The sequence below is a fragment of the Pseudomonas sp. TE3552 genome (assembly GCF_056278945.1).
The window spans coordinates 6,244,334-6,266,910 of the sequence record NZ_JBWBQJ010000001.1 but is presented as its reverse complement, the minus strand read 5'-3'; the positions used below and the strand labels follow the sequence as shown (position 1 = coordinate 6,266,910).

20 protein-coding genes are annotated in these 22,577 nt (G+C 59.2%); 16 read left to right on the top strand and 4 right to left on the bottom strand.

Going from position 1 to position 22,577, the window contains the following annotated elements:
• The first annotated feature begins 6 nt into the window (after positions 1-6).
• The 11 genes from ACZ9BB_RS28465 (at position 7) to ACZ9BB_RS28415 (ending at position 15,478) form a co-directional block, all read left to right on the top strand.
• Entirely contained in the window at positions 7-1,446 is a 1,440-nt protein-coding gene (locus ACZ9BB_RS28465) for a sigma-54-dependent transcriptional regulator (RefSeq protein WP_476218120.1), read from the top strand.
• A gap of 836 nt (positions 1,447-2,282) precedes the next feature.
• Positions 2,283-3,683, top strand: a complete 1,401-nt coding sequence (locus ACZ9BB_RS28460; protein WP_476218118.1) for a polynucleotide adenylyltransferase PcnB — start codon at positions 2,283-2,285, stop codon at positions 3,681-3,683.
• Positions 3,684-3,686: 3 nt separating this feature from the next.
• The gene (folK, locus tag ACZ9BB_RS28455; protein WP_476218116.1) at positions 3,687-4,172 is read left to right on the top strand and encodes a 2-amino-4-hydroxy-6-hydroxymethyldihydropteridine diphosphokinase; all 486 of its coding nucleotides are present in this window, start codon (positions 3,687-3,689) and stop codon (positions 4,170-4,172) included.
• 390 nt (positions 4,173-4,562) lie between these two features.
• The gene (panB, locus tag ACZ9BB_RS28450) at positions 4,563-5,363 is read left to right on the top strand and encodes a 3-methyl-2-oxobutanoate hydroxymethyltransferase (protein ID WP_007902006.1); all 801 of its coding nucleotides are present in this window, start codon (positions 4,563-4,565) and stop codon (positions 5,361-5,363) included.
• On the top strand, positions 5,360-6,220 hold the full coding sequence (panC, locus tag ACZ9BB_RS28445) for a pantoate--beta-alanine ligase (protein ID WP_476218114.1): 861 nt from the start codon (positions 5,360-5,362) through the stop codon (positions 6,218-6,220). The genes panB and panC overlap by 4 nt, the downstream gene beginning before the upstream one ends.
• Before the next feature lie 244 nt (positions 6,221-6,464).
• On the top strand, positions 6,465-6,845 hold the full coding sequence (gene panD, locus ACZ9BB_RS28440; RefSeq protein WP_003228271.1) for an aspartate 1-decarboxylase: 381 nt from the start codon (positions 6,465-6,467) through the stop codon (positions 6,843-6,845).
• 227 nt (positions 6,846-7,072) lie between these two features.
• Entirely contained in the window at positions 7,073-8,737 is a 1,665-nt protein-coding gene (gene pgi, locus ACZ9BB_RS28435) for a glucose-6-phosphate isomerase (protein ID WP_476218112.1), read from the top strand.
• Between the two features lie 236 nt (positions 8,738-8,973).
• On the top strand, positions 8,974-10,911 hold the full coding sequence (gene acs, locus ACZ9BB_RS28430) for an acetate--CoA ligase (protein ID WP_476218110.1): 1,938 nt from the start codon (positions 8,974-8,976) through the stop codon (positions 10,909-10,911).
• Between the two features lie 208 nt (positions 10,912-11,119).
• Positions 11,120-12,136, top strand: a complete 1,017-nt coding sequence (locus ACZ9BB_RS28425) for a class I SAM-dependent rRNA methyltransferase (protein WP_476218108.1) — start codon at positions 11,120-11,122, stop codon at positions 12,134-12,136.
• A 94-nt stretch (positions 12,137-12,230) separates the two neighbouring features.
• A complete protein-coding gene (locus ACZ9BB_RS28420; RefSeq protein WP_476218446.1) occupies positions 12,231-15,182 on the top strand; it encodes a DUF748 domain-containing protein in 2,952 nt (983 codons plus the stop codon).
• Positions 15,182-15,478, top strand: a complete 297-nt coding sequence (locus ACZ9BB_RS28415) for a DUF2845 domain-containing protein (protein ID WP_019582868.1) — start codon at positions 15,182-15,184, stop codon at positions 15,476-15,478. The genes ACZ9BB_RS28420 and ACZ9BB_RS28415 overlap by 1 nt, the downstream gene beginning before the upstream one ends.
• A 173-nt stretch (positions 15,479-15,651) precedes the next feature.
• On the opposite strand, the gene ACZ9BB_RS28410 is transcribed toward ACZ9BB_RS28415, so the two are convergent.
• Entirely contained in the window at positions 15,652-16,008 is a 357-nt protein-coding gene (locus tag ACZ9BB_RS28410; protein ID WP_476218107.1) for a BON domain-containing protein, read from the bottom strand.
• Between the two features lie 323 nt (positions 16,009-16,331).
• A complete protein-coding gene (locus ACZ9BB_RS28405) occupies positions 16,332-16,745 on the bottom strand; it encodes a pilin (RefSeq protein ID WP_476218105.1) in 414 nt (137 codons plus the stop codon).
• Between the two features lie 226 nt (positions 16,746-16,971).
• On the opposite strand from ACZ9BB_RS28405, the gene pilB reads away from it, so the two are divergent.
• Genes pilB through yacG form a run of 5 tightly spaced genes read left to right on the top strand, consistent with a single transcriptional unit; the run spans position 16,972 to position 21,583 of the window.
• Complete coding sequence (gene pilB / locus ACZ9BB_RS28400; RefSeq protein WP_476218103.1) at positions 16,972-18,672, top strand: type IV-A pilus assembly ATPase PilB; 1,701 nt, start codon at positions 16,972-16,974, stop codon at positions 18,670-18,672.
• 2 nt (positions 18,673-18,674) lie between these two features.
• Positions 18,675-19,892, top strand: coding sequence for a type II secretion system F family protein (locus ACZ9BB_RS28395; protein WP_476218101.1), 1,218 nt, complete (start codon positions 18,675-18,677; stop codon positions 19,890-19,892).
• Position 19,893: 1 nt separating this feature from the next.
• Positions 19,894-20,766, top strand: coding sequence for a prepilin peptidase (locus ACZ9BB_RS28390; RefSeq protein WP_476218099.1), 873 nt, complete (start codon positions 19,894-19,896; stop codon positions 20,764-20,766).
• Complete coding sequence (gene coaE / locus ACZ9BB_RS28385) at positions 20,763-21,386, top strand: dephospho-CoA kinase (protein ID WP_476218098.1); 624 nt, start codon at positions 20,763-20,765, stop codon at positions 21,384-21,386. Before ACZ9BB_RS28390 ends, coaE begins: the two co-directional genes overlap by 4 nt.
• Complete coding sequence (yacG, locus tag ACZ9BB_RS28380; RefSeq protein WP_007938961.1) at positions 21,383-21,583, top strand: DNA gyrase inhibitor YacG; 201 nt, start codon at positions 21,383-21,385, stop codon at positions 21,581-21,583. The genes coaE and yacG overlap by 4 nt, the downstream gene beginning before the upstream one ends.
• Positions 21,584-21,592: 9 nt before the next feature.
• Here the strand turns inward: yacG and ACZ9BB_RS28375 are convergent, their stop codons facing one another.
• Together ACZ9BB_RS28375 and ACZ9BB_RS28370 are read right to left on the bottom strand one after the other, a co-directional pair.
• Positions 21,593-21,808 (bottom strand): hypothetical protein, encoded by a 216-nt coding sequence (locus tag ACZ9BB_RS28375; RefSeq protein WP_008015127.1) that lies wholly within the window; start codon positions 21,806-21,808, stop codon positions 21,593-21,595.
• 63 nt (positions 21,809-21,871) lie between these two features.
• Positions 21,872-22,561, bottom strand: a complete 690-nt coding sequence (locus ACZ9BB_RS28370; RefSeq protein ID WP_476218095.1) for an energy-coupling factor ABC transporter permease — start codon at positions 22,559-22,561, stop codon at positions 21,872-21,874.
• Positions 22,562-22,577: the final 16 nt, after the last annotated feature.

Genomic DNA, 22,577 nt, shown 5'->3' with positions numbered 1-22,577 from the left:
GAATCAATGCCGCACATTTTGATCGTCGAAGACGAAACAATTATCCGCTCCGCCTTGCGCCGTCTGCTGGAACGCAACCAGTACCAGGTCAGCGAAGCCGGATCCGTGCAGGAAGCACAAGAGCGTTTCAGCATTCCCACATTTGACCTGATCATCAGCGACCTGCGCCTTCCCGGCGCGCCGGGTACCGAGTTGATCAAACTTGGCCAGGGCACTCCGGTGCTGATCATGACCAGTTACGCCAGCCTGCGTTCGGCCGTCGACTCAATGAAGATGGGCGCGGTGGATTACATCGCCAAGCCTTTCGATCACGACGAAATGCTCCAGGCCGTTGCACGCATCCTGCGGGACCGGCAATCGGCGCAAGCCAGCGGTGAGCCGGTCGCCGGCAAAGCGTCCAATGGCGCCACAGCAAAAAGCGGTGTCGACAACAGCAACGGCGAAATCGGCATTATCGGCTCTTGCCCGCCGATGCAGGACCTGTACAGCAAAATCCGTAAAGTCGCGCCGACCGATTCCAACGTCCTGATCCAGGGTGAATCGGGTACCGGTAAAGAACTGGTAGCACGCGCCCTGCACAACCTGTCCAAACGTGCCAAGGCACCGATGATTTCGGTGAACTGCGCGGCCATTCCGGAAAGCCTGATCGAGTCCGAACTGTTCGGCCACGAAAAAGGCGCATTTACCGGTGCCAGCGCCGGGCGTGCCGGGTTGGTGGAAGCAGCGGACGGCGGCACCTTGTTCCTCGATGAAATCGGTGAACTGCCACTGGAAGCCCAGGCCCGCCTGTTGCGCGTATTGCAGGAAGGCGAAATCCGTCGGGTTGGCTCGGTCCAGTCGCAGAAGGTCGATGTACGCCTGATCGCCGCGACCCACCGGGACCTCAAGAGCCTGGCGAAGATCGGCCAGTTCCGCGAAGACTTGTATTACCGCCTCCACGTGATCGCCCTGAAACTGCCGGCCCTGCGCGAGCGCGGTGCGGACGTCAATGAAATTGCCAATGCCTTCCTGGCGCGACAGAGCGCGCGGGTCAACCGCACCGATCTGAAATTCGCCCTGGATGCCGAGCAGGCGATCCGGCATTACTCCTGGCCGGGTAACGTTCGCGAACTGGAAAACGCGGTCGAGCGTGCGGTGATTCTGTGCGAGAGCCCGGAGATTTCCGCCGAGCTGCTGGGCATCGACATCGAACTCAGCGATCTGGAAGACGACGATTTCATCGGCCTCGCGCCCCAGCAGGGCAACAACGCCGGTAACACCAGCCACGAACCGACCGAAGATTTGTCCCTGGAAGACTACTTCCAGCATTTCGTACTCGAGCATCAGGATCACATGACCGAAACCGAACTGGCCCGCAAACTCGGGGTCAGCCGCAAATGCCTATGGGAACGCCGTCAGCGCCTGGGCATCCCGCGGCGCAAGACCGGGGTGGCCAGCGAGAGCTGAACCGCACCTGTCGGATGTGCGGGTAACACATGACATTGTGAAAAAACTGTTACCTCAGCTTTTTCACGTAACAGAAGCCGGGGCTTACGGTAACGAAGCCCCGGCTTTTTTTGGCCTCGAAAAACCTCATCAGCCCGCCTAACCCCTTGTTTTACTGGGGTTCACAAAAGTTGGCACGCACCCTGCTATATGTTTGGTACAAGAACAATAACAAGTAATGCATAAGACAATAAAAATAAGACGAATCGACTCACGCACAATAAAAACAAGACGGCGAGAGGCGTAGCTAACTGATTCTTTTGGAGAGGCGTTGCATTTGGGGCTTGCCCCACGACCAGGCCGAGAACAATAAAAAACTGTCCCAAGACAGTGCCTGAACTGGTTGGATCACACGATCATAGCAACACAGCGACCAAAGCAATCCGTTTGCTCTTGGCTCCCGATTGGGAGGGTCATGAAGGAAAACTTCATGGCAAGGGCGCTCAACAAAAACAAGAAGCCCGAAACCAATAATAAAAATAGAGCATGCAACTACTTCTTGGGGAGCTTCGGCTCCCCTTGTGGTTTCTGTGGCGAGGGGGCTTGCCCCCGTTGGGTTGCGAAGCAGCCCCAAGCCCTTGAGCATTTCCGAAACCATGCCAGCGCTACGCACTGGAACGGGGGCAAGCCCCCTCGCCACAGTACGCAGCTCGGCAGCTGTTACAAGCCGTGCCAGACATCCCCCTTCAAGCGCTTGCGCAGCTTCCTACACCATCCCCCGACTAAATGCTAGAATCCCCGCCCATCATGCGGTCATTCTTTGGTATGGCCGAACATTCCTTCAAACAGTGCATCCCATGCTGAAGAAGCTGTTCCAGTCATTCCGTTCTCCCCTGCGTCGTACGCAACACATCCGCAGCACGCCTGAAGTGCTCAATAGCGGCCAACATTCGCTGCAAAAGGCGCAATTCAGCCGTTACGCGGTCAACATCGTCGAACGCCTGCAGAACGCCGGTTACCAGGCTTACCTGGTCGGCGGCTGTGTGCGTGACATGCTGCTCGGCATCACGCCGAAAGATTTCGACGTCGCCACCAGCGCCACGCCTGAACAGGTACGTGCCGAATTCCGCAACGCGCGGATCATCGGTCGGCGTTTCAAACTGGTGCATATCCACTTTGGCCGCGAAATCATTGAAGTCGCGACCTTTCGCGCCAATCACCCGCAAAACGACGAGGAAGAAGACAGCAACCAGTCTTCCCGTAACGAAAGCGGGCGCATTCTGCGTGACAACGTCTACGGCACGCTGGAAGAAGACGCGCAACGCCGCGACTTCACCATCAACGCCTTGTATTACGATCCGGTCAGCGAGCGCATTCTCGACTACGCCAACGGCGTACACGACATTCGCAATCACCTGATCCGCCTGATCGGCGATCCGAAGCAGCGCTACCAGGAAGACCCGGTGCGGATGCTGCGGGCCGTACGTTTTGCCGCCAAGCTGAATTTCGGTATCGAGAAGCACAGTGCCCTGCCGATCCGCGATCTGGCACCGATGCTGCGCGAGATTCCATCAGCCCGTCTGTTCGAAGAAGTGCTCAAGCTGTTCCTCTCCGGCCACGCCGCGGACACCTTCGAGATGCTGGTCGACCTGCAGCTGTTCGATCCGCTGTTCCCGGCCAGTGCCGAGGCGCTGGAATACAACCCGACGTACACCCACACGCTGATCAGTGAAGCGCTGATCAACACAGACTTGCGGATCAAGCAGAACAAACCGGTCACCCCGGCGTTCCTGTTTGCCGCCCTGCTCTGGCCTGCGCTGCCGGCTCGCGTGTTGCGCCTGCAAGAACGCGGCATGCCGCCGATTCCGGCGATGCAGGAAGCGGCGCACGAGTTGATTGCCGAACAGTGCCAGCGCATTGCGATTCCGAAACGCTTCACCTTGCCGATCCGCGAGATCTGGGACATGCAGGAGCGTCTGCCACGGCGCAGCGGCAAACGCGCCGACCTGTTGCTGGACAACCCGCGTTTCCGTGCCGGTTACGACTTCCTGCTGCTGCGCGAAAGCGCCGGGGAACAGACCGATGGCCTGGGCGAATGGTGGACCGACTATCAGGACGCCAACGACAGCGAACGCCGGGACATGATCCGCGACCTCAGCGGCAAGGACGACGGTAGCGGCGCTCCGCGCAAACGTCGCCGCAGCGGCGGTGCCAAGCGCAAGCGAGCTGCCGGCGCATCGAGCACCACAGGCGAGTAGGCCATGGAACGCATCTACATCGGCATGGGCAGCAATCTGGCTGACCCCGCCGAACAGTTGCGCAGCGCTGTCGAGGCGCTTGCGCAGTTGCCGCAGACCGAACTGGTCGGGGTTTCCGCGTTTTATCAAAGCGACTCGCTGCTGCCCGGCCAACCGCGTTACACCAACGCGGTCGCCGCCCTCGACAGCCGCCTCGCACCACTGGACCTGCTCGATGCGCTGCAAGCCATCGAGAACGTTCAAGGCCGCAAGCGCCTTGAACGCTGGGGTCCACGCACGCTGGACCTGGACATCGTGTTATTCGGTGATCGATTGATCGACGAACCACGCCTCAAAGTCCCTCACTATCACCTGCAGGAACGAGCCTTTGTGCTCTATCCGCTGGCCGAACTGGCACCAGCGGACTTGCGCCTGGCCGATGGCCGCACCCTCGCAGAATTACTCGCCGCCTGCCCGTTCGTCGGCCTGGAACGCCTCCCGCCGAATTGACAAAAATCCCTGTGGGAGCGGGATTGCCCGCGATGGCGGACTATCAGTCGACATTAATGTTGAATGTAAAGTCGCTATCGCGGGCAAGTCGGATCGCCGCACCGCCGCTCCCACAATGGTTTCTGTCGTATCAAGGATTTGCAGCAACAAAACCTGCTGAATCGCATCAGTAACGCCGGTAACACCCCACACGTAACAATGCGGTAACACACGCAATTGACTTCCCGGGTTCTCCTCACGACTATAGGCGTCCCGCTGCCGCCAATGCGGCGCCAAAGGGCGCAATCCAGGCCTTACAAGCACCACGAAAGAAGGTGCGCCTGTATAAATGACGAATCACGCGCGTTACTCGCAGTAGTTTCCATAGCGCCTGTAATGAGGATTTTTTTCATGCCAGCCATCACCCTGACCACGCTCCAGAGCCTCAAGCAGAAAGGTGAAAAGATCACCATGCTGACCTGCTATGACGCGACCTTCGCCCACGCCTGCAACGAGGCCGGGGTTGAAGTGCTGCTGGTGGGCGACTCCCTCGGCATGGTTTTGCAGGGTCACGACAGTACCCTGCCGGTGACCACCGCTGAAATGGCCTACCACGTAGCGGCCGTCAAACGCGGTAACACCGATGCCCTGATCCTCGCCGACCTGCCTTTCATGGCCTACGCCACCCTCGAACAAACCATGACCAACAGCGCTCTGTTGATGCAGGCTGGTGCGCACATGGTCAAGGTTGAAGGAGCATTGTGGCTTGCGGACTCGATCCGTCTGCTGGCCGAGCGCGGCATCCCGGTGTGCGCGCACATGGGGCTGACGCCGCAATCGGTCAACATCCTCGGCGGCTATAAAGTCCAGGGCCGCAACGAGAATCAGGCGCGGCAGATGCGTGCCGACGCGATTTCCCTGGAACAGGCCGGCGCGGCCATGCTGCTGCTCGAATGCGTGCCCAGCGAACTGGCTGAAGAAATCTCCCAGGCGGTGAAGATCCCGGTGATCGGTATCGGCGCCGGCAGCGGCACCGACGGTCAGGTCCTGGTCCTGCACGACATGCTGGGCCTGTCCATTACCGGCCGCGTGCCAAAATTCGTGAAGAACTTCATGACCGGCCAAACCAGCATTCAAGCTGCCCTGAGCGCTTACGTCACCGAAGTCAAAGCGGCGACTTTCCCAGGTATCGAACACGGATTCTCTGCATGAACACCGTAAAAACCGTACGCGAACTGCGGGCCGCTGTGGCCCGTGCCCGTAGCGAAGGCAAGCGCATCGGCTTCGTGCCGACCATGGGCAACCTGCACAGCGGGCATATCGCGCTGATTACCAAAGCCACCCAACGGGTGGATTTCGTAGTCGCGAGCATTTTCGTCAATCCACTGCAATTCGGCGCAGGCGAAGACCTCGACAAGTACCCGCGAACCCTGGCCGCCGATCAGGAGAAGCTGCTGCAGGCCGGTTGCCATCTACTGTTCGCGCCGACCGTCGAAGAAATGTACCCCGACGGCATGGCCGGCCAGACCCGCGTCAGCGTCCCGCAACTCTCCGAAGGCCTGTGCGGCGCCAGCCGTCCGGGGCATTTCGAAGGCGTGGCGACAGTAGTCAGCAAACTGTTCAACATGGTCCAGCCAGACCTGGCGATCTTCGGCCAGAAAGACTTCCAGCAACTGGCGGTGATTCGCGCTCTGGTCCACGACCTGAACATGCCGATCCAGATCATCGGCGAACCCACCGTGCGGGCCGCCGACGGCCTGGCGCTGTCGTCGCGCAATGGTTTTCTCAGCGAAGAACAGCGAGCCATCGCGCCAGAGGTCTATCGCACCCTGACCCGGATCAGCGACGCGATCAAACAGGGCGAGCGCGATTACCCGACGCTGATCAACGAGCAGATCAAGCGACTGGAAGCCGCCGGCCTGCGGCCGGACTACCTGGAAATTCGCCATGCGCTGACCTTGCGTCCGGCGACAGCACAAGATCGGGATCTGGTGATTCTGGTGGCGGCGTTCCTGGGCACGACGCGGTTGATCGACAACCTGCATCTGAACCTCGACGCGCCAGCCTGAGCACCGAAAAACCAATGTGGGAGCAGGCCTGTGGCGAGGGGGCTTGCCCCCGTTTGAGTGCATAGCACTCACAAGATCTTTGGTACATCAGAGATTTTGGGGCTGCTTCGCAGCCCAACGGGGGCAAGCCCCCTCGCCACAGGCCCGCTCCCACATTAGATCTTCGTCGTTCCAGACTGTATTGCTGCCTCTAAAGCCTTCGGGCAAACTGCCCGCCGTTCGATTCCGACCCGGGGAAACACTCATGCACGCCATCATGCTCAAGGCCAAGCTGCATCGCGCCGAAGTCACCCATGCTGTACTCGATTACGAGGGCTCTTGCGCCATCGACGGCGAATGGCTGGACCTGTCCGGCATCCGTGAGTACGAACAGATCCAGATCTACAACGTCGACAACGGCGAACGCTTCACCACCTACGCGATTCGTGGCGAAGAAGGCTCGCGCATGATTTCGGTTAACGGCGCCGCGGCGCACAAGGCCAAGGTCGGCGACCGCGTGATCATCTGCGCTTACGCCCACTACAGCGAAGCCGAACTGCTCAACTTCAAGCCGCGCATGCTCTACATGGCGCCGGGTAACGAGCTGAGCCACACCAGCAATGCCATTCCGGTTCAGGTCGCCTGATCTGACCACCCCCTGCCGGCCTTCCGTTTGTCGGACGCTCCCTGCTTGAATGTTAAAAAAGTACCGGGAGCAGGTCAGACAAAGTCAAGACAGATTGCAGCGCGAGGTTTACTGTATTCGCCCTGCGCCATGTAATCGTGTCGACGCAGTTGACCGGACGCCCACCCACAGCGCTCCGGGATTTTTAGTGTTCAAAAGGCCGTTCAAGTAAAAGGAAAACCGCAGCGATGGCGTACTACCGCACTCCTCACGACGTTACCGCTCTGCCCGCCTGGCAAGCGTTGAATGACCACCGCCAAGCCATGCAGGATTTCAGCATGCGCGAAGCCTTTAATGCCGATCCGCAGCGTTTTACTCAATTCACCCTCAGCAGTTGCGGCCTGTTTCTCGACTACTCGAAAAACCTGATCAACGCCGAGACCCGCAACCTGCTGGTGGGTCTGGCCAACGAAGTCGACCTCAAGGGCGCGATCAAAGCGCTGTTCTCAGGCGAGATCGTCAACGCTTCCGAAGGACGCCCGGCCCTGCACACCGCACTGCGCCGTCCGGTGGGCGACAAGCTGTCGGTCAACGGCGTCAACGTGATGCCTGATGTGCACAAAGTACTGAATCAGATCACCGATCTCGTGGGCCGCATCCACGACGGTCTGTGGCGCGGTTACACCGAGAAGCCGATCACTGACGTGGTGAATATCGGCATCGGTGGCTCGTTCCTCGGCCCTGAGCTGGTGTCCGAAGCGCTGCTGTCCTACGCCCAGAAAGGCGTGCGCTGCCATTACCTGGCGAACATCGACGGCAGTGAATTCCACGAACTGACCATGAAGCTGCGCGCCGAGACCACGCTGTTCATCGTCTCGTCGAAATCCTTCAACACCCTCGAAACCCTGAAGAACGCCCAGGCCGCACGCGCCTGGTACCTGGCTCAGGGTGGTTCGGAAGCCGAGCTGTACCGTCACTTCATTGCCGTATCCAGCAACAATGCTGCTGCGGTGGCGTTCGGTATTCGCGAAGAAAACATCTTCCCGATGTGGGACTGGGTCGGCGGCCGTTACTCGCTGTGGTCGGCCATCGGTTTGCCGATTGCACTGGCCATCGGCATGTCGAACTTCAAGGAACTGCTGTCCGGTGCCTACACCATGGACCAGCATTTCCAGAGCGCGCCATTCGAACAGAACATGCCAGTGCTTCTGGCCTTGCTCGGCGTCTGGTATGGCAACTTCTGGGGTGCGCAGAGCCACGCGATCCTGCCGTACGACCACTACCTGCGCAACATCACCAAGCACTTGCAACAGCTGGACATGGAATCCAACGGCAAGAGCGTGCGCCAGGACGGCACGCCAGTGTCGACAGACACGGGCCCGGTAATCTGGGGCGGCGTCGGCTGCAACGGTCAACATGCTTACCACCAGCTGCTGCACCAGGGCACCCAACTGATCCCGGCCGACTTCATTGTGCCGATCGTCAGTTTCAACCCGGTGTCCGACCACCACCAGTGGCTGTACGCCAACTGCCTGTCGCAAAGCCAGGCGCTGATGCTCGGCAAGACCCGCGCCGAGGCCGAAGCCGAGCTGCGTGACAAGGGCATGGCCGAGGATGAAGTGCAGAAACTGGCGGCACACAAGGTGATCCCGGGCAACCGTCCGAGCAACACCCTGGTGGTCGAACGCATCAGCCCGCGTCGTCTTGGCGCGCTGGTGGCGCTGTACGAACACAAAGTCTTCGTGCAAAGCGTGGTCTGGGGCATCAACGCCTTCGACCAGTGGGGCGTGGAACTGGGCAAGGAACTGGGCAAAGGTGTCTATAACCGCCTGGTCGGCAGCGAAGAAACCCCGGCTGACGATGCATCCACCCAAGGCCTGATCAACTACTTCCGCGGTCGTCACCGCGGGTGATCTGACACCACACGACTAACCTTGTGGGAGCGAGCCTGCTCGCGATTGCGGTCTGACATTCAACATCAATGTTGAATGTCATGTCCCATCGCGAGCAAGCTCGCTCCCACATTGTTTTTGCGTCGGTCACAAGTTCGGCGGCCAGCCTCTTCCATACCGGTTGGGCGTTCGACTTGAACCCTTCCCCCACTCGGCGCATCTTTATTATTGTCGCAAAACAAGAATAAGGAACCGTCATGTTCGATATCAGCACGTTCCCCAAAGCCGATGCCGTCCGCCGGGCTGCGCACTTGAGTCAAGACGACTATCAACGCCTGTACCGTCAATCCGTCGAACACCCCAGCACCTTCTGGGCCGAACAGGCCACACGCTTTCTTGACTGGAGCGCGCCGTGGCAGACCGTCCAGCGGTATGACCTGAAAACCGGTGAGGCGAGCTGGTTTGCCGGCGGAAAGTTAAACGTCAGTTACAACTGCATCGACCGTCATCTGGAAACACGCGCCGATCAAATCGCGATCATCTGGGAAGGCGATGACCCCGCCGAATCCGCTCAGATCACCTACAAAAAACTCCATCACAACGTCTGTCGACTGGCCAATGTGCTCAAAAGCCGTGGCGTGAAAAAAGGCGACCGCGTGTGCATCTACATGCCGATGATCCCCGAAGCCGCCTACGCCATGCTCGCCTGCGCGCGGATCGGCGCGATTCATTCGGTGGTGTTCGGCGGATTCTCCCCGGACTCGCTGCGTGACCGGATCCTCGATGCCGACTGCCGCACCGTGATCACTGCCGACGAAGGCGTGCGCGGCGGTAAATTCGTGCCGCTCAAACAGAACGTCGACACGGCGCTGCAAAGCTGCCCCAACGTGAACACCGTGATCGTAGTCGAGCGTACCCAAGGCCAGGTCAACTGGGTCGACGATCGGGACATTTGGTACCACCAGGTTTTACGCGATGTCAGCGACGATTGTCCGCCAGAGCCGATGGACGCCGAAGACCCGCTGTTCATCCTCTACACCTCCGGCAGCACCGGCAAACCCAAAGGTGTGCTGCACACCACGGGCGGCTATCTGCTGCAAGCGGCGATGACCTTCAAGTACGTACTCGACTATCGCGACGGTGAAGTCTTCTGGTGCACCGCCGATGTCGGCTGGGTCACCGGCCACAGCTACATCGTCTATGGCCCGCTCGCCAACGGGGCCACCACGCTGATCTTCGAAGGCGTGCCGAGCTACCCCAGCACCTCGCGCTTCTGGCAGGTGATCGACAAGCACCATGTGAACATCTTCTACACCGCCCCGACTGCCCTGCGTGCGCTGATGCGTGAAGGTCCCGAGCCGTTGAAAGAAACGTCCCGCGAGAGCCTGCGATTACTCGGCACCGTCGGTGAGCCGATTAACCCGGAAGCCTGGGAGTGGTATTTCAATACGGTCGGCGAGCAGCGCTGCCCGATTGTCGATACCTGGTGGCAGACCGAAACCGGCGGCATCATGATTAGCCCCCTGGTCAGCGCCCAACGGATCAAACCCGGTTGCGCGTCCCAACCGATGTTCGGCGTACAGCCGGTGTTGCTCGATGAACACGGCAAGGAAATCAAAGGCGCCGGCAGCGGCGTGCTGGCCATCAAATCCAGCTGGCCGGCGCAGATCCGTAGCGTCTACGGCGATCCGAAACGGATGGTCGAAACCTACTTCAAGCCCTATCCCGGCTACTACTTCACCGGCGATGGCGCACGCCGCGACGAAGACGGCGATTACTGGATTACCGGGCGCATCGACGATGTCATCAACGTCTCCGGACACCGCATTGGCACCGCCGAAGTGGAAAGCGCCCTGGTGCTGCACGACAGCATTGCCGAGGCCGCCGTGGTCGGTTATCCCCATGACATCAAAGGCCAGGGCATCTATGCCTTCGTCACCCCCATGAACGGCGTCGAAGCCAATGACGAACTGAAGAAAGAACTGCTGGCCCATGTCAGCAAGGAAATCGGCAGCTTCGCCAAACCGGACTTGATCCAGTGGGCTGCGGCCCTGCCGAAAACCCGTTCGGGCAAGATCATGCGGCGGATTCTGCGCAAGATTGCCTGCAACGAACTGGACACTCTTGGCGACACCTCGACCCTCGCCGACCCGAGTGTGGTGCAAGGGTTGATCGACAAGCGCCTGAACCAATGAGCCCATGTTGTGCATTGGCGGAGGCCAAGGTGTAGCACTGGCAATCGAAAGAGCTTAAAAGCATCGCGAGCAGGCTCGCTCCCACAGTGGATTTGTGTCGTTCATCATTTCAGTGTGGGAGCGAGCCTGCTCGCGAAGGCAGCACCTCGGTTCTGCGCCAAGCTGTTAAACTCCCGCGCCCCCATTTCCCTCCTGCAAGGCGCCCAGCATGTCTTCCTTGAATCAGGCGCTGCGCGCCGCCCTCGATCGTCGTCAGGACTTGCTTGCCGAGCTGCATCAGCAAGGCACCGATTGCTATCGCCTGTTCCATGGCAGCCAGGAAGGTGCCGGCGGCCTGACCATCGACCGCTACGGTCCGCAACTGTTGGTGCAGAGCTTTCACCAATCGCTGGAACGCGATGCCCTGCTGCAATTGCACGAAATCGTCAATCAACACCTGGGCCTCGACACCCTGCTGGTCTACAACGACCGCTCCCGCGGCAACTCACGCATCGACCGCGAAGACACCGTTTACCGCGCCGACGAGGCCGCCCTGCAAGATTTGATCGGCCATGAATGGGGCCTGAACTACCGGGTGCGCGGGCGCCACGCCGGCCAGGATCCGTTGCTGTTTCTCGACCTGCGCAACGCCCGCGGCTGGGTCAAGGCACACAGCAAAAACAAAAGTGTGCTGAACCTGTTTGCCTACACCTGTGGCGTCGGCCTCAGCGCCGCGGCGGGTGGCGCAAGCGAGGTGTGCAACCTGGACTTTGCCGAAGGCAATCTGGCGGTCGGTCGTGAGAACGGCTTGCTCAACCCGCAATTGCCGACGATGGAATTCATCCAGTCAGATTACTTTCCCGCGATTCGTCAATTGGCCGGTCTGCCGATCAGCCAGCGTCGCGGCCAGAAACTGCCAAGCTATCAACGTCTGGACCCGCGTCAGTACGATTTGGTGCTGCTTGATCCTCCAGCCTGGGCCAAGAGTGCGTTCGGCACGGTCGACCTGTTACGCGACTACCAAAGCCTGCTCAAACCGGCACTGCTGACCACCGCCGACGATGGCGTACTGATATGCTGCAACAACCTGGCGAAGGTCAGCATGGACGATTGGCGCGAGCAGGTTTTGCGCTGCGCAGAGAAGGCCGGGCGCCCGGTGCGCGAGTGGACAGCGCTGACACCGGGCAGCGATTTCCCGTCGATGGATCAGCAGCCGCCACTGAAAACGCTGATTCTGCAGCTCTGAAAATTCGCACCGATAATCAGATAAATCCTATAAAGCCTGGTTGCTTCGGAACCGCAAACGCATGCCATACTCCAAGGCACTCCGATTCCGACAGATGAAGCCGCACATGCCCAAAGGATTGATTCGCGCTATCGGCGCCTTGTTGACTGCCCTGGCTCTTTATAGCCTGCTGGGGTTTCTGATTTTGCCGGGTATCGCGTTGCGAATCGCCAACCAACAATTGGCCAACTACGCCACGACACCCGCGACGATTCAGCGGATCGAACTCAACCCGTTCAGCCTTGAAGTCACCCTTTGGGGCCTGGTCATCGGCGAGCCGGGCAAGGAGCAAGTGGGCTTCGAGCGCCTGTATGCGAACCTGCAGATCGACAGTCTGTGGACCAAGGCGCTGCACCTGTCCGATATCGAACTGGACAAATCCAAGACCGAAATCCGCTTTAGCAAGGACGGCACGCTCAACCTGCTCGGGCTGTTCAAAATCCCCGCCAGCGAACCGACCCCGGTCGACCCAAACGCCAAACCCTTCCCGCTGCGGGTGGAGCGGATCAAACTGGCCGGCGGCTACGTGCACTTCGAAGATGCCCGGCCCAGCGAGCCGATCGAATTCCTCTACGACAAACTCGATTTCGAGCTGAAGAACCTCAGCACCCTGCCCGACGACAACGCCGACATGACCCTGGTCGCGGTCGGCCCGGCTGGCGGGCAGATCGACTGGACCGGCAATTTCAGCCTGACCCCGATCGCCTCTGAAGGTAAGCTGAAAATCACCGATGGCAAGATGAAATCCTTCTGGCCTTATGTGCGCGATGCTGTGCCACTGGTCCTGGAAAACGGCGTCCTGAACCTGAGCACCGACTACAAACTCAATCTGAACAAGGGCACCGAACTGCTGCTGAACAACGTCGCCGTCAGCATCGCGCCTTTCGCCATAAAGGCTCCGGACGGCCGACCGCTGGCGAAGCTCGAACGGCTGGACATTAGCGACACCACCGTGGATCTGGCCAAGCAGCAAGTGGTGGTCGGCAAGATTCGCAGCCAGAAACTGGAAACCTGGGCCGCCCTCGAAGCCGATGGGCAACTCGATTGGCAAAAACTGTTCGCCAGCCAGCCGTCCAAACAGGCTGCCAAAGCCAACGCCGAACCCACCAACACACCCGCGGCAGCCGATTCACCGAAGCCCGAACCGACTGCGCCGAGCAAGCCCTGGCAGGTGCTGCTCAAAGACGTGCAACTGCGCAATTATCAGGTGCACCTGGCCGACCGCAAGGCACAACCCGCCGTAGCGCTGGAGCTCGGCCCGCTGAACCTGGACCTGCAGAATTTCGACAGCCTCAATGGCTCCCCTTTCAACCTCAAGCTCGATACGGGCGTGGGCAAGCAAGGCAAGATCATGGCGGACGGCACGGTCAATCTGGCCCCGATCAGCGCCAAACTGAACGTGCAGACCAGGGATATCGACCTGCGCGTCGCCCAGTCCTACATCAACCCGTTCATTCGCCTCGAACTGCGCAGCGGCATGCTGGGCAGTGATCTGGCGGTCGACCTGAAGAGCACCGAGCCGCTGGCGTTCAGCGTCACAGGTAAAGCCCAGATCGATCAGTTGCATACCCTCGACACCCTGAAAACTCGCGACTTCCTCAAGTGGCAACAGTTGGTACTCGAAGGTCTGAACTATCAGCACGGCGACAGCCTGTCGATCGACAAGGTCAACCTGTTCCAGCCCTATGCGCGCTTCATGATCAACGATGATCGCACCACCAACATTGACGACCTGCTGATCCCGCAACCGCCGGACTCCGGCGCCAAAACGGCTGCTGCCAAACCTGCCAGCAAGGAAAAACCGCTGGGCATCCACATCGGCGGCATTGCCATCAATGACGGTTCGGCAAACTTCGCCGACTTCAGCCTGACGCCAAACTTCGCCACGGCCATTCAACAGCTGAACGGGCAGATCGGCACCATCGACAGTCGCCACGTAAAACCGGCCAGCGTCGACGTCAAAGGCAAGGTTGACCGCTATGCACCGGTGACTATCAAGGGTTCGGTCAACCCATTCGACCCGATGGCCAGCCTGGACATCGCCACCAGTTTCAAACGGGTGGAACTGACCACCCTGACGCCCTATTCCGGCAAGTTCGCCGGCTACCGCATCCGCAAGGGCCGGCTCAATCTCGACCTGCATTACAAGATCACCAACGGCCAGCTCCTGGCCGAAAACAAAGTGGTGGTCGAGCAGCTGCAACTGGGTGAAAAAGTCGACAGTCCGGATGCAGTAAGCCTGCCGCTGAAACTGGCGATTGCCTTGCTCAAGGATGTCGACGGCAAGATTTCCATCGAACTGCCGGTGAGCGGCGACCTGAACAACCCGCAGTTCAGCATCATGCCGATCATCTGGCAGACCCTGCGTAATCTGATCGTGAAAGCGGCTGCGGCGCCGTTCAAAATGATTGGCGGGCTGGTCAGCGGCGGTGGTTCAGAGGACCTGGGTACCGTGGCGTTTGCACCAGGTTCAAGTGACTTGAACAAGGAAGCCGAAGCGACATTGATCAAACTGTCCCAGGCGCTCAAGGAACGTCCGGCCCTGCGCCTGGAAATCGAAGGCACTGCCGCCAAGAGCAGCGACGGCCCGCTGCTCGCCGAGCAACGCCTGGAACGGGAATACCAGTACAACTACTACAAAATGCTCCAGCGCCGCGGTGACAAAGTGCCGGCCCAGGCCTCCATGCTCGAAGTGCCGGACAGCGAGAAAGGCCCGCTGCTCGAAGGAATCTACCGCACGCGCCTCAAGATCCAGCCGCCCGCGGAATGGAAGGATCTGGGCAAGGAAGAGCGCAACAAAAAAATGCGTGAAAGCGTGATCGGTTTCTGGAGCTCCAGCGAGGTTCTGTTGCGTCAACTGGGCCAGGAACGGGCCAGCAGCATCAAGGACTACCTGGTGGACAAAGGACAGTTGGCCGATGACCGTGTGTACTTCATCGACGCCAACCTCGGTGAGGCCGAAAGCGATGGCCGCGTGGTGACGGCCATGCATCTGGATGCCGAGTGATGGGCGCGCAATGGCTTATGAGCCTGGCCCTGGTATTGGCTGCCGGCCAAGCCGCGGCGGCCGATACCCTGCGCTGCGGCAGTCAATTGATCAGCGTCGGGGACAGGTCCAGCGAAGTGCTGCAAAAATGCGGAGAGCCCGTCGCCCGCGACCTGCTTGGCTACAAGCGCAGCGCCAATCGACGGGAAGAGTTTCAGGTCGAGGAATGGACCTACGGGCCCAACAGCGGGATGTACCAGTACCTGCGCTTTGAAGGAAACCGGTTGGTTCAAATCACCAGCAAACGCGGTAACTGAACTCGCTCCCACAGTTTTTTGCGTTGCTCCTAATAGAACAGGCCCCGACACGAATGTCGGGGCCTGTAACGGCCACGTCCATATGGCCTTTCGCATGAACTCTCAAAAAGCGACAGACGTATGACCTGGCCCGCCTGCCGCATCTTCTCCCGGTCCAGGCGAGAAGCCTTGCCTTACTCGGCTTTCAGGCCATCAGCGGATACCGCTTTGACGCCTTTGATTTTCTTGGCGATAGCCACGGCGGTTGCTTTCTGAGCGTCAGTCACCGCAACGGTAGACGACAGCGACACGACGCCTTTGTTGGTTTCGACTTTGATATCAGTGCCTGGAATGCCTTTTTCGGTCACCAGGTCTGCTTTGACTTTGGTCGTGATCCAGGTATCGGAAGTAGCCTCTTTGGCTTTGGTCACTTCACCGGCGGCCAGCACCATAGGAGCCTGGCTGGTTGGAGTGGTCTGTGCAAATGCAGCGCTGGTCATGGTCAGGGTCAGCGCGGTAGCAGTAGCGGCAGCGATAGCGAACTTCTTCATACGAGTAACTCCTGTTCTTCTGGAAAGTCTGCTGCGTGTCGTCTTGTCAGCAGGGTTACCAGAGACAGTGCGAACGCTATGCCAACTGCTCGATAAAAAATAAATACATATAAATCAATAACTTAATAACAATGACAATTTTCGAAATCATGCAAAATGCATGAGTACAAAATTATCGACATGCAACTTGCGGGTTTTAGCGCAGGCCTAAAGCCATGAATTGTCGGGGGTTTTCGTGATCATCCAAATCGCCCCCAAATGACCAACAAAAAAATGCCCCGCGTCGTGAGAAGCGGGGCATTGTTTATGCCGGGTGATATGGATCAGGTACCGGTGCAGCCTTTAGGTGCGTACTCTTGTAGAGCCGTCGTAGCGCAAGTCCAGCCACCGGCGAGGGTGCGCGAAAGCGTAACGGTTTTGCCGAGCACCGGCCCCGGTGCGTTGAGAATCGTGCAACCAATACTGCCCACACCGGTAGAGGCGGTACCTGTCGCTGTAATCGTGCAATTACCCGTGGGGGTCGTCGCGCCGATCCCGGCGGGGGCGGCAATATCGGTGCCTTGATTAATAATGTCTTCGAAAGGCACCTTCAGTGCCGAGATTTCTGCAACCGCAGCGGTGACCTTCGCCCGTGATTGGTACTTCGAATACTGCGGCAACGCAAACGTCGCCAGAATCCCGATGATCGCCACCACGATCAGCAGTTCGATCAGAGTAAAACCTTTTTGATTGTTCATAGACAGGCTCCATGCATGAGTCGAAATCTCATGATCTGAATAGGGCAAAGCACAGGTCATGCCAAGCCATGCGCGCCCCGGCAGGCGGGGCGCGAGATCGCGACAAAGACCTTTCCTACTCCCAGAAACCGCACTATCTGACACTTTTTGTCACCTCACACCGGCTGGTTTGGTTCCACTGCTTGACTAGGCTATAAGTCATTAACTGTCTGCGTCCGGTATCCCAATGAATGACATTGCCCTTAGCGGTCTGGCCAAGCAATTGGTATTGGCCGAGCTGATCACTGACCAAAGTGCACAACAGGCGTATCAGCAAGCCCAACGCAATCGAATCTCGCTGGTCAGCTATCTGGTGCAGAACAAACTGTTGAAAAGCTGGCAGGTCGCCGAGGTGGCCTCGGAGCATTTCGGCATGGCCCTGCTGGACCTCAACTGCCTGGACAAGGACACCCAACCCCGAGGGCTGGTCAGCGAAAAGCTGATCCGTCAGCACCACGCCCTGCCCCTCTGGCGGCGTGGTAACAAGCTGTTCGTGGGAATTTCCGACCCGACCAATCATCAAGCCATCAACGACATCCAGTTCAGCACCGGGCTAAGCACTGAAGCCATCCTGGTGGAAGACGACAAGCTCAGCGATGCCATCGAAAAATACTTCGACAGCCACGCCACCGGTATGGAGGACATGGCCGATGTCGACCTCGACGGTCTGGACATCGAGTCGGTCGATGAGCAGAAACAGGATTCCATTGCCGGGCAAGATGCCGACGACGCCCCCGTGGTGCGTTTCGTCCACAAAATGTTGCTTGATGCGATCAAGAGCGGTTCGTCCGATTTGCATTTCGAACCCTACGAAAAAACCTACCGCGTGCGGATGCGCACCGACGGCATGCTGCGGGAGGTCGCCAAGCCGCCGACGCAACTGGCCAACCGCATCGCATCCCGGCTGAAAGTCATGGCCAGCCTCGACATTTCCGAGCGACGCAGACCCCAGGACGGGCGCATCAAGATGCGCCTGTCCAAAAGCAAATCCATCGACTTTCGGGTCAACACCCTGCCAACCCTGTGGGGTGAGAAGGTGGTGATCCGGATCCTCGACCCCTCCAGCGCACAAATGGGCATCGATGCCCTCGGCTACGAGCCTGAGCAGAAAGACCTGTACATGGCCGCCCTCAAGCAGCCACAGGGGATGATCCTGGTGACCGGCCCCACCGGCTCAGGCAAGACCGTGTCGCTCTACACCGGCTTGAACATCCTCAACACTGTCGACATCAACATCTCCACGGCCGAAGATCCGGTAGAAATCAACCTGGAAGGCATCAACCAGGTCAACGTCAACCCCAAACAGGGAATGGATTTCGCCCAGGCGCTGCGCTCGTTTCTGCGCCAGGACCCGGACGTGATCATGGTCGGCGAAATCCGCGACCTCGAAACCGCCGAAATCGCCATCAAGGCCGCCCAGACCGGGCACATGGTGCTTTCCACCCTGCACACCAACAGCGCCGCGCAAACCCTGACCCGCCTGCACAACATGGGGATTCAAGGGTTCAACATCGCGACGTCGGTCAGCCTGATCATCGCCCAGCGTCTGGCGCGCAAGCTGTGCAGCCACTGCAAGAAGCCGATCGACATTCCCCGCGAGGCGCTGCTCAAAGAAGGCTTCCCCGAGGAACGCATCGGCTCGTTCACGATCTATGAACCGGTCGGTTGCGATCAGTGCAACGGCGGTTACAAAGGGCGAATAGGGATTTATGAAGTGGTAAAGAACACCCCAGACCTGCAACGGCTGATCATGGCCGAAGGCAATTCACTGGAAATCGACATTCAGATGCGCAAGGACGGCTTCAACGACCTGCGCACTTCGGGCCTGCTCAAGGCCATGCATGGCATCACCAGCCTTGAAGAAATCAACCGGGTCACCAAGGACTGAACATGGCGGTCAAAGCAGCGAAAATCAGCGTGTATGCCTGGGAAGGCACGGATCGCAAAGGTGCGAAAATGACCGGCGAGCTGACCGGACAAAATCCCGCGCTGATCAAGGCCCAGTTGCGCAAGCAGGGTATCAACCCGGGCAAGGTACGGAAAAAATCCGCGTCCATTTTCAGTGCCGGTAAGCGCATCAAACCCTTGGACATTGCCCTGTTTACCCGGCAGATGGCGACCATGATGAAAGCCGGCGTACCGCTCCTGCAATCGTTCGAGATCATCGGCGAAGGCTTCGATAACCCGAACATGCGCAAGCTGGTGGACGAACTGAAACAGGAAGTCTCGGCCGGTAACAGCTTCGCGGCTTCGCTGCGCAAAAAACCTCAGTATTTCGATGAGCTGTACTGCAACCTGGTGGATGCCGGCGAACAAGCCGGCGCCCTGGATACCCTGCTGGAGCGGGTGGCGACCTACAAGGAAAAGAGCGAAAGCCTCAAGGCCAAGATCAAGAAGGCCATGACCTACCCGTTGGCCGTGGTATTCGTCGCGATCATCGTGACCGGGATTCTACTGGTCAAGGTTGTGCCGCAGTTCGAGTCGGTGTTCTCGGGGTTTGGCGCCGAACTGCCGGCGTTCACCGTAATGGTCATCGGTTTGTCGGAGTTCATGCAGGACTGGTGGTGGATGATACTCGGCGTGCTGGCTGGGGGGATCTTCGGCCTGCGCCATGCCTTCAAGAATTCCCCTGGCTTTCGCGACCGGACGGATACCTGGCTGCTGAAACTGCCATTGGTTGGCACGCTCATGTACAAGTCCGCCGTGGCCCGATACGCCCGCACCCTGTCGACGACGTTTGCCGCCGGCGTGCCACTGGTCGAAGCCCTGGAGTCAGTGGCGGGCGCGACCGGCAATATCGTGTTCAAGCGAGCGGTGTTGCGCATCAAGCAGGATGTTTCCACCGGCATGCAGTTGAATTTTTCCATGCGCACCTCCGGTATCTTTCCGACGATGGCGATCCAGATGACGGCCATTGGCGAAGAATCTGGCGCACTGGACGACATGCTCGACAAAGTCGCGAGCTTCTACGAGGCCGAGGTGGACAACATGGTCGATAACCTGACCAGCCTGATGGAGCCATTCATCATGGTAGTGCTGGGGGTTATCGTCGGCGGGCTGGTGGTTGCAATGTACCTGCCCATCTTCCAACTCGGCTCAGCGATCTGATATGTCCTTGAACGAATTCCTGAGTCTCAACCCGTTGGCCTTCGTGATCGTCGCCGGGGTGATCGGCTTGCTGATCGGCAGCTTTCTCAATGTGGTGGTCTGGCGCCTGCCGAAAATGCTTGAGCGTGAATGGCGCCTGCAAGCCCATGACGTACTGGATTTGCCACCCGAAGCGCCTGGCCCGGCTTATAACCTGATACTGCCCCACTCCGAATGTCCCCACTGTGGCCATCGGATTCGAGCGTGGGAAAACATTCCCGTACTCAGTTATCTGTTTTTACGCGGGCGCTGCTCGAACTGCGCCGCGCCCATCAGCAAACGTTACCCGCTGACCGAACTGGCTTGCGGCCTGCTGTCGGCGTTGGTCGCCTGGCATTTCGGTTTCGGCTGGCAGGCCTGCATGGTGCTGGTCTTTAGCTGGGGCCTTTTGGCAATGAGCCTGATCGACGCCGACCATCAGCTGTTGCCGGACGCGCTGGTACTGCCGTTGATGTGGCTGGGGTTGATCGTCAACAGCTTCGGGCTCTTCGTCTCACTGCATGACGCGCTGTGGGGCACGGTGGCCGGCTACATGGCGTTGTGGTCGGTGTTCTGGCTGTTCAAGCTGATCACCGGCAAGGACGGCATCGGCTACGGTGATTTCAAGCTATTGGCGATGCTTGGCGCCTGGGGCGGCTGGCAGATCCTGCCCATGACCATCCTGCTGTCATCGCTGCTGGGGGCCATCATCGGGGTGATTTTGCTGCGCCTGCGGGACGCGAAAACCTCGACGCCGCTACCCTTTGGCCCCTATCTGGCCATTGCCGGCTGGATTGCCTTGCTCTGGGGTGGTCAAATAACCGGCTTCTATTGGCTGTTTGTCGGTTTGAAATGAATACCCCTGTGGAAAAACCCTGGATTCTCGGCCTGACCGGCGGCATCGGCAGCGGCAAAAGCGCGGCCGCCCAGCACTTCATCGACCTTGGCGTGCACGTGGTGGACGCCGATCATGCGGCTCGCTGGGTGGTGGAGCCGGGACGCCCGGCACTGGCGAAGATCGCCGAACACTTTAGCCCCCGCGTACTGCAAGCCGACGGCCAACTGGATCGTGCGGCCCTGCGCAAGCTGATCTTCGAAGTGCCAGATGAGCGCCGCTGGCTCGAAGCACTGCTGCATCCGCTGATCGCCGAGGAAATCGCCCACCATCTGGCCAAGGCACAATCACCTTACGCGATTCTGGTTTCGCCGCTGCTGATCGAGTCCGGGCAGTACGCCATGACCCAACGGGTCCTGGTGATCGATGCCCCGGAACAGTTACAGATCGAACGCACCCTGCGACGTGACCAGACTAGCGAACAGCAGGTCCAGGCGATCCTCAAGGCCCAGGCCGGCCGACAGGACCGCGTGAGCCATGCCGACGATGTGGTGGTCAACGACCGCGACCTCGCCTGGCTGCACAGCGAGGTCGAACGCCTGCATCACTTTTACCTTACTTTGCGTGGAGGCCAGTCATGAGCCAAACCCCAACCGTCGATTGCCCAACCTGCGGCGCCCCCGTCGAATGGAGCCCCGAGAACAAATTCCGGCCGTTCTGTTCGGATCGTTGCAAACTGATCGACCTGGGCGCCTGGGCGTCGGAAGAACACAAGATTCCGGTGCCTCCCGATGCCGAGGACGAGCTGTTCAGCGGCGACTTCGATCCGCGTCACTGATCACGACCCTCAGGGCCGCATAAAACCATAGTCCTGGCCCTCGTCGAGGTTCTCGGCGAGAAACCGCAACTCATCGGCCAGGTCTTCGACATTGCGTACCGCCTTGCTCTGCTGCACCACCGCACTGAGCAAGGCGCGCAGGCTCAATCCCGGATCGAAGCCCACCTCTTGCGCCACATCCAGACTCTGACGCAACTCTTGCCTGGCCCATTCGTAGACACTCATTTCCATGCTCCTGAAGGTTTTCAGGAGCATGGATTCGTCAACGTTTTTTGGATTTGATGTGGATCAAGATTTGGGATCGTCATCTTTCCAGGGCGCCGAAAGATAGCGCGTGCGATTGAATGTCTCCAGCCACTCGGGGCAGAACACCACCAATGCGCTGACCACCATGCCGTTGATAAACGCTTCCGGAAAAATGAGCAGCCACAGATATCCGACAAAATCTTCCAGCCAATATGGCATGGCAAAACGCTCGTCATACCACAGCAGCGTCAGTGCCAGAATCAGGCATGACAACGCCGACAACGCGGCGGCCAAAAAACCGGAACAGAAGATATACACAAAGGGATTACGCGGTTGGGCACGCTCCACCAGGATGGCGCAGCACTCGGTGACCAGCACCGGTAGCAGAATCAGCAGCGCGCCGTTGACCCCCACTGCCGCCATGTCCTGCCGCCCGAGCAGCACCAACCCCACTTGCGCCACCAACCCGCCGACAATCGCCAACGGCCAATCCAGCAGTAACGTCACGGCCGTCATGCCGATGAAGTGATAGGACACGCCGGTATCAAAATCCCGGCGTACCAGCCAGAGCATGAACAGCGCGAACACCGTGCCGAACAACAGATGCTGGCGGCGGCTATCGCTGAACAGTTCGACCCAGGGTACTCGCGCAATGGCCCAGATCAGCACTGGCGCATAGATCAACCACCCCACCGTCAGGGTTTCGGAGGACAGTAACTCGGCACCGATCATGGCTGGGCACACTCCC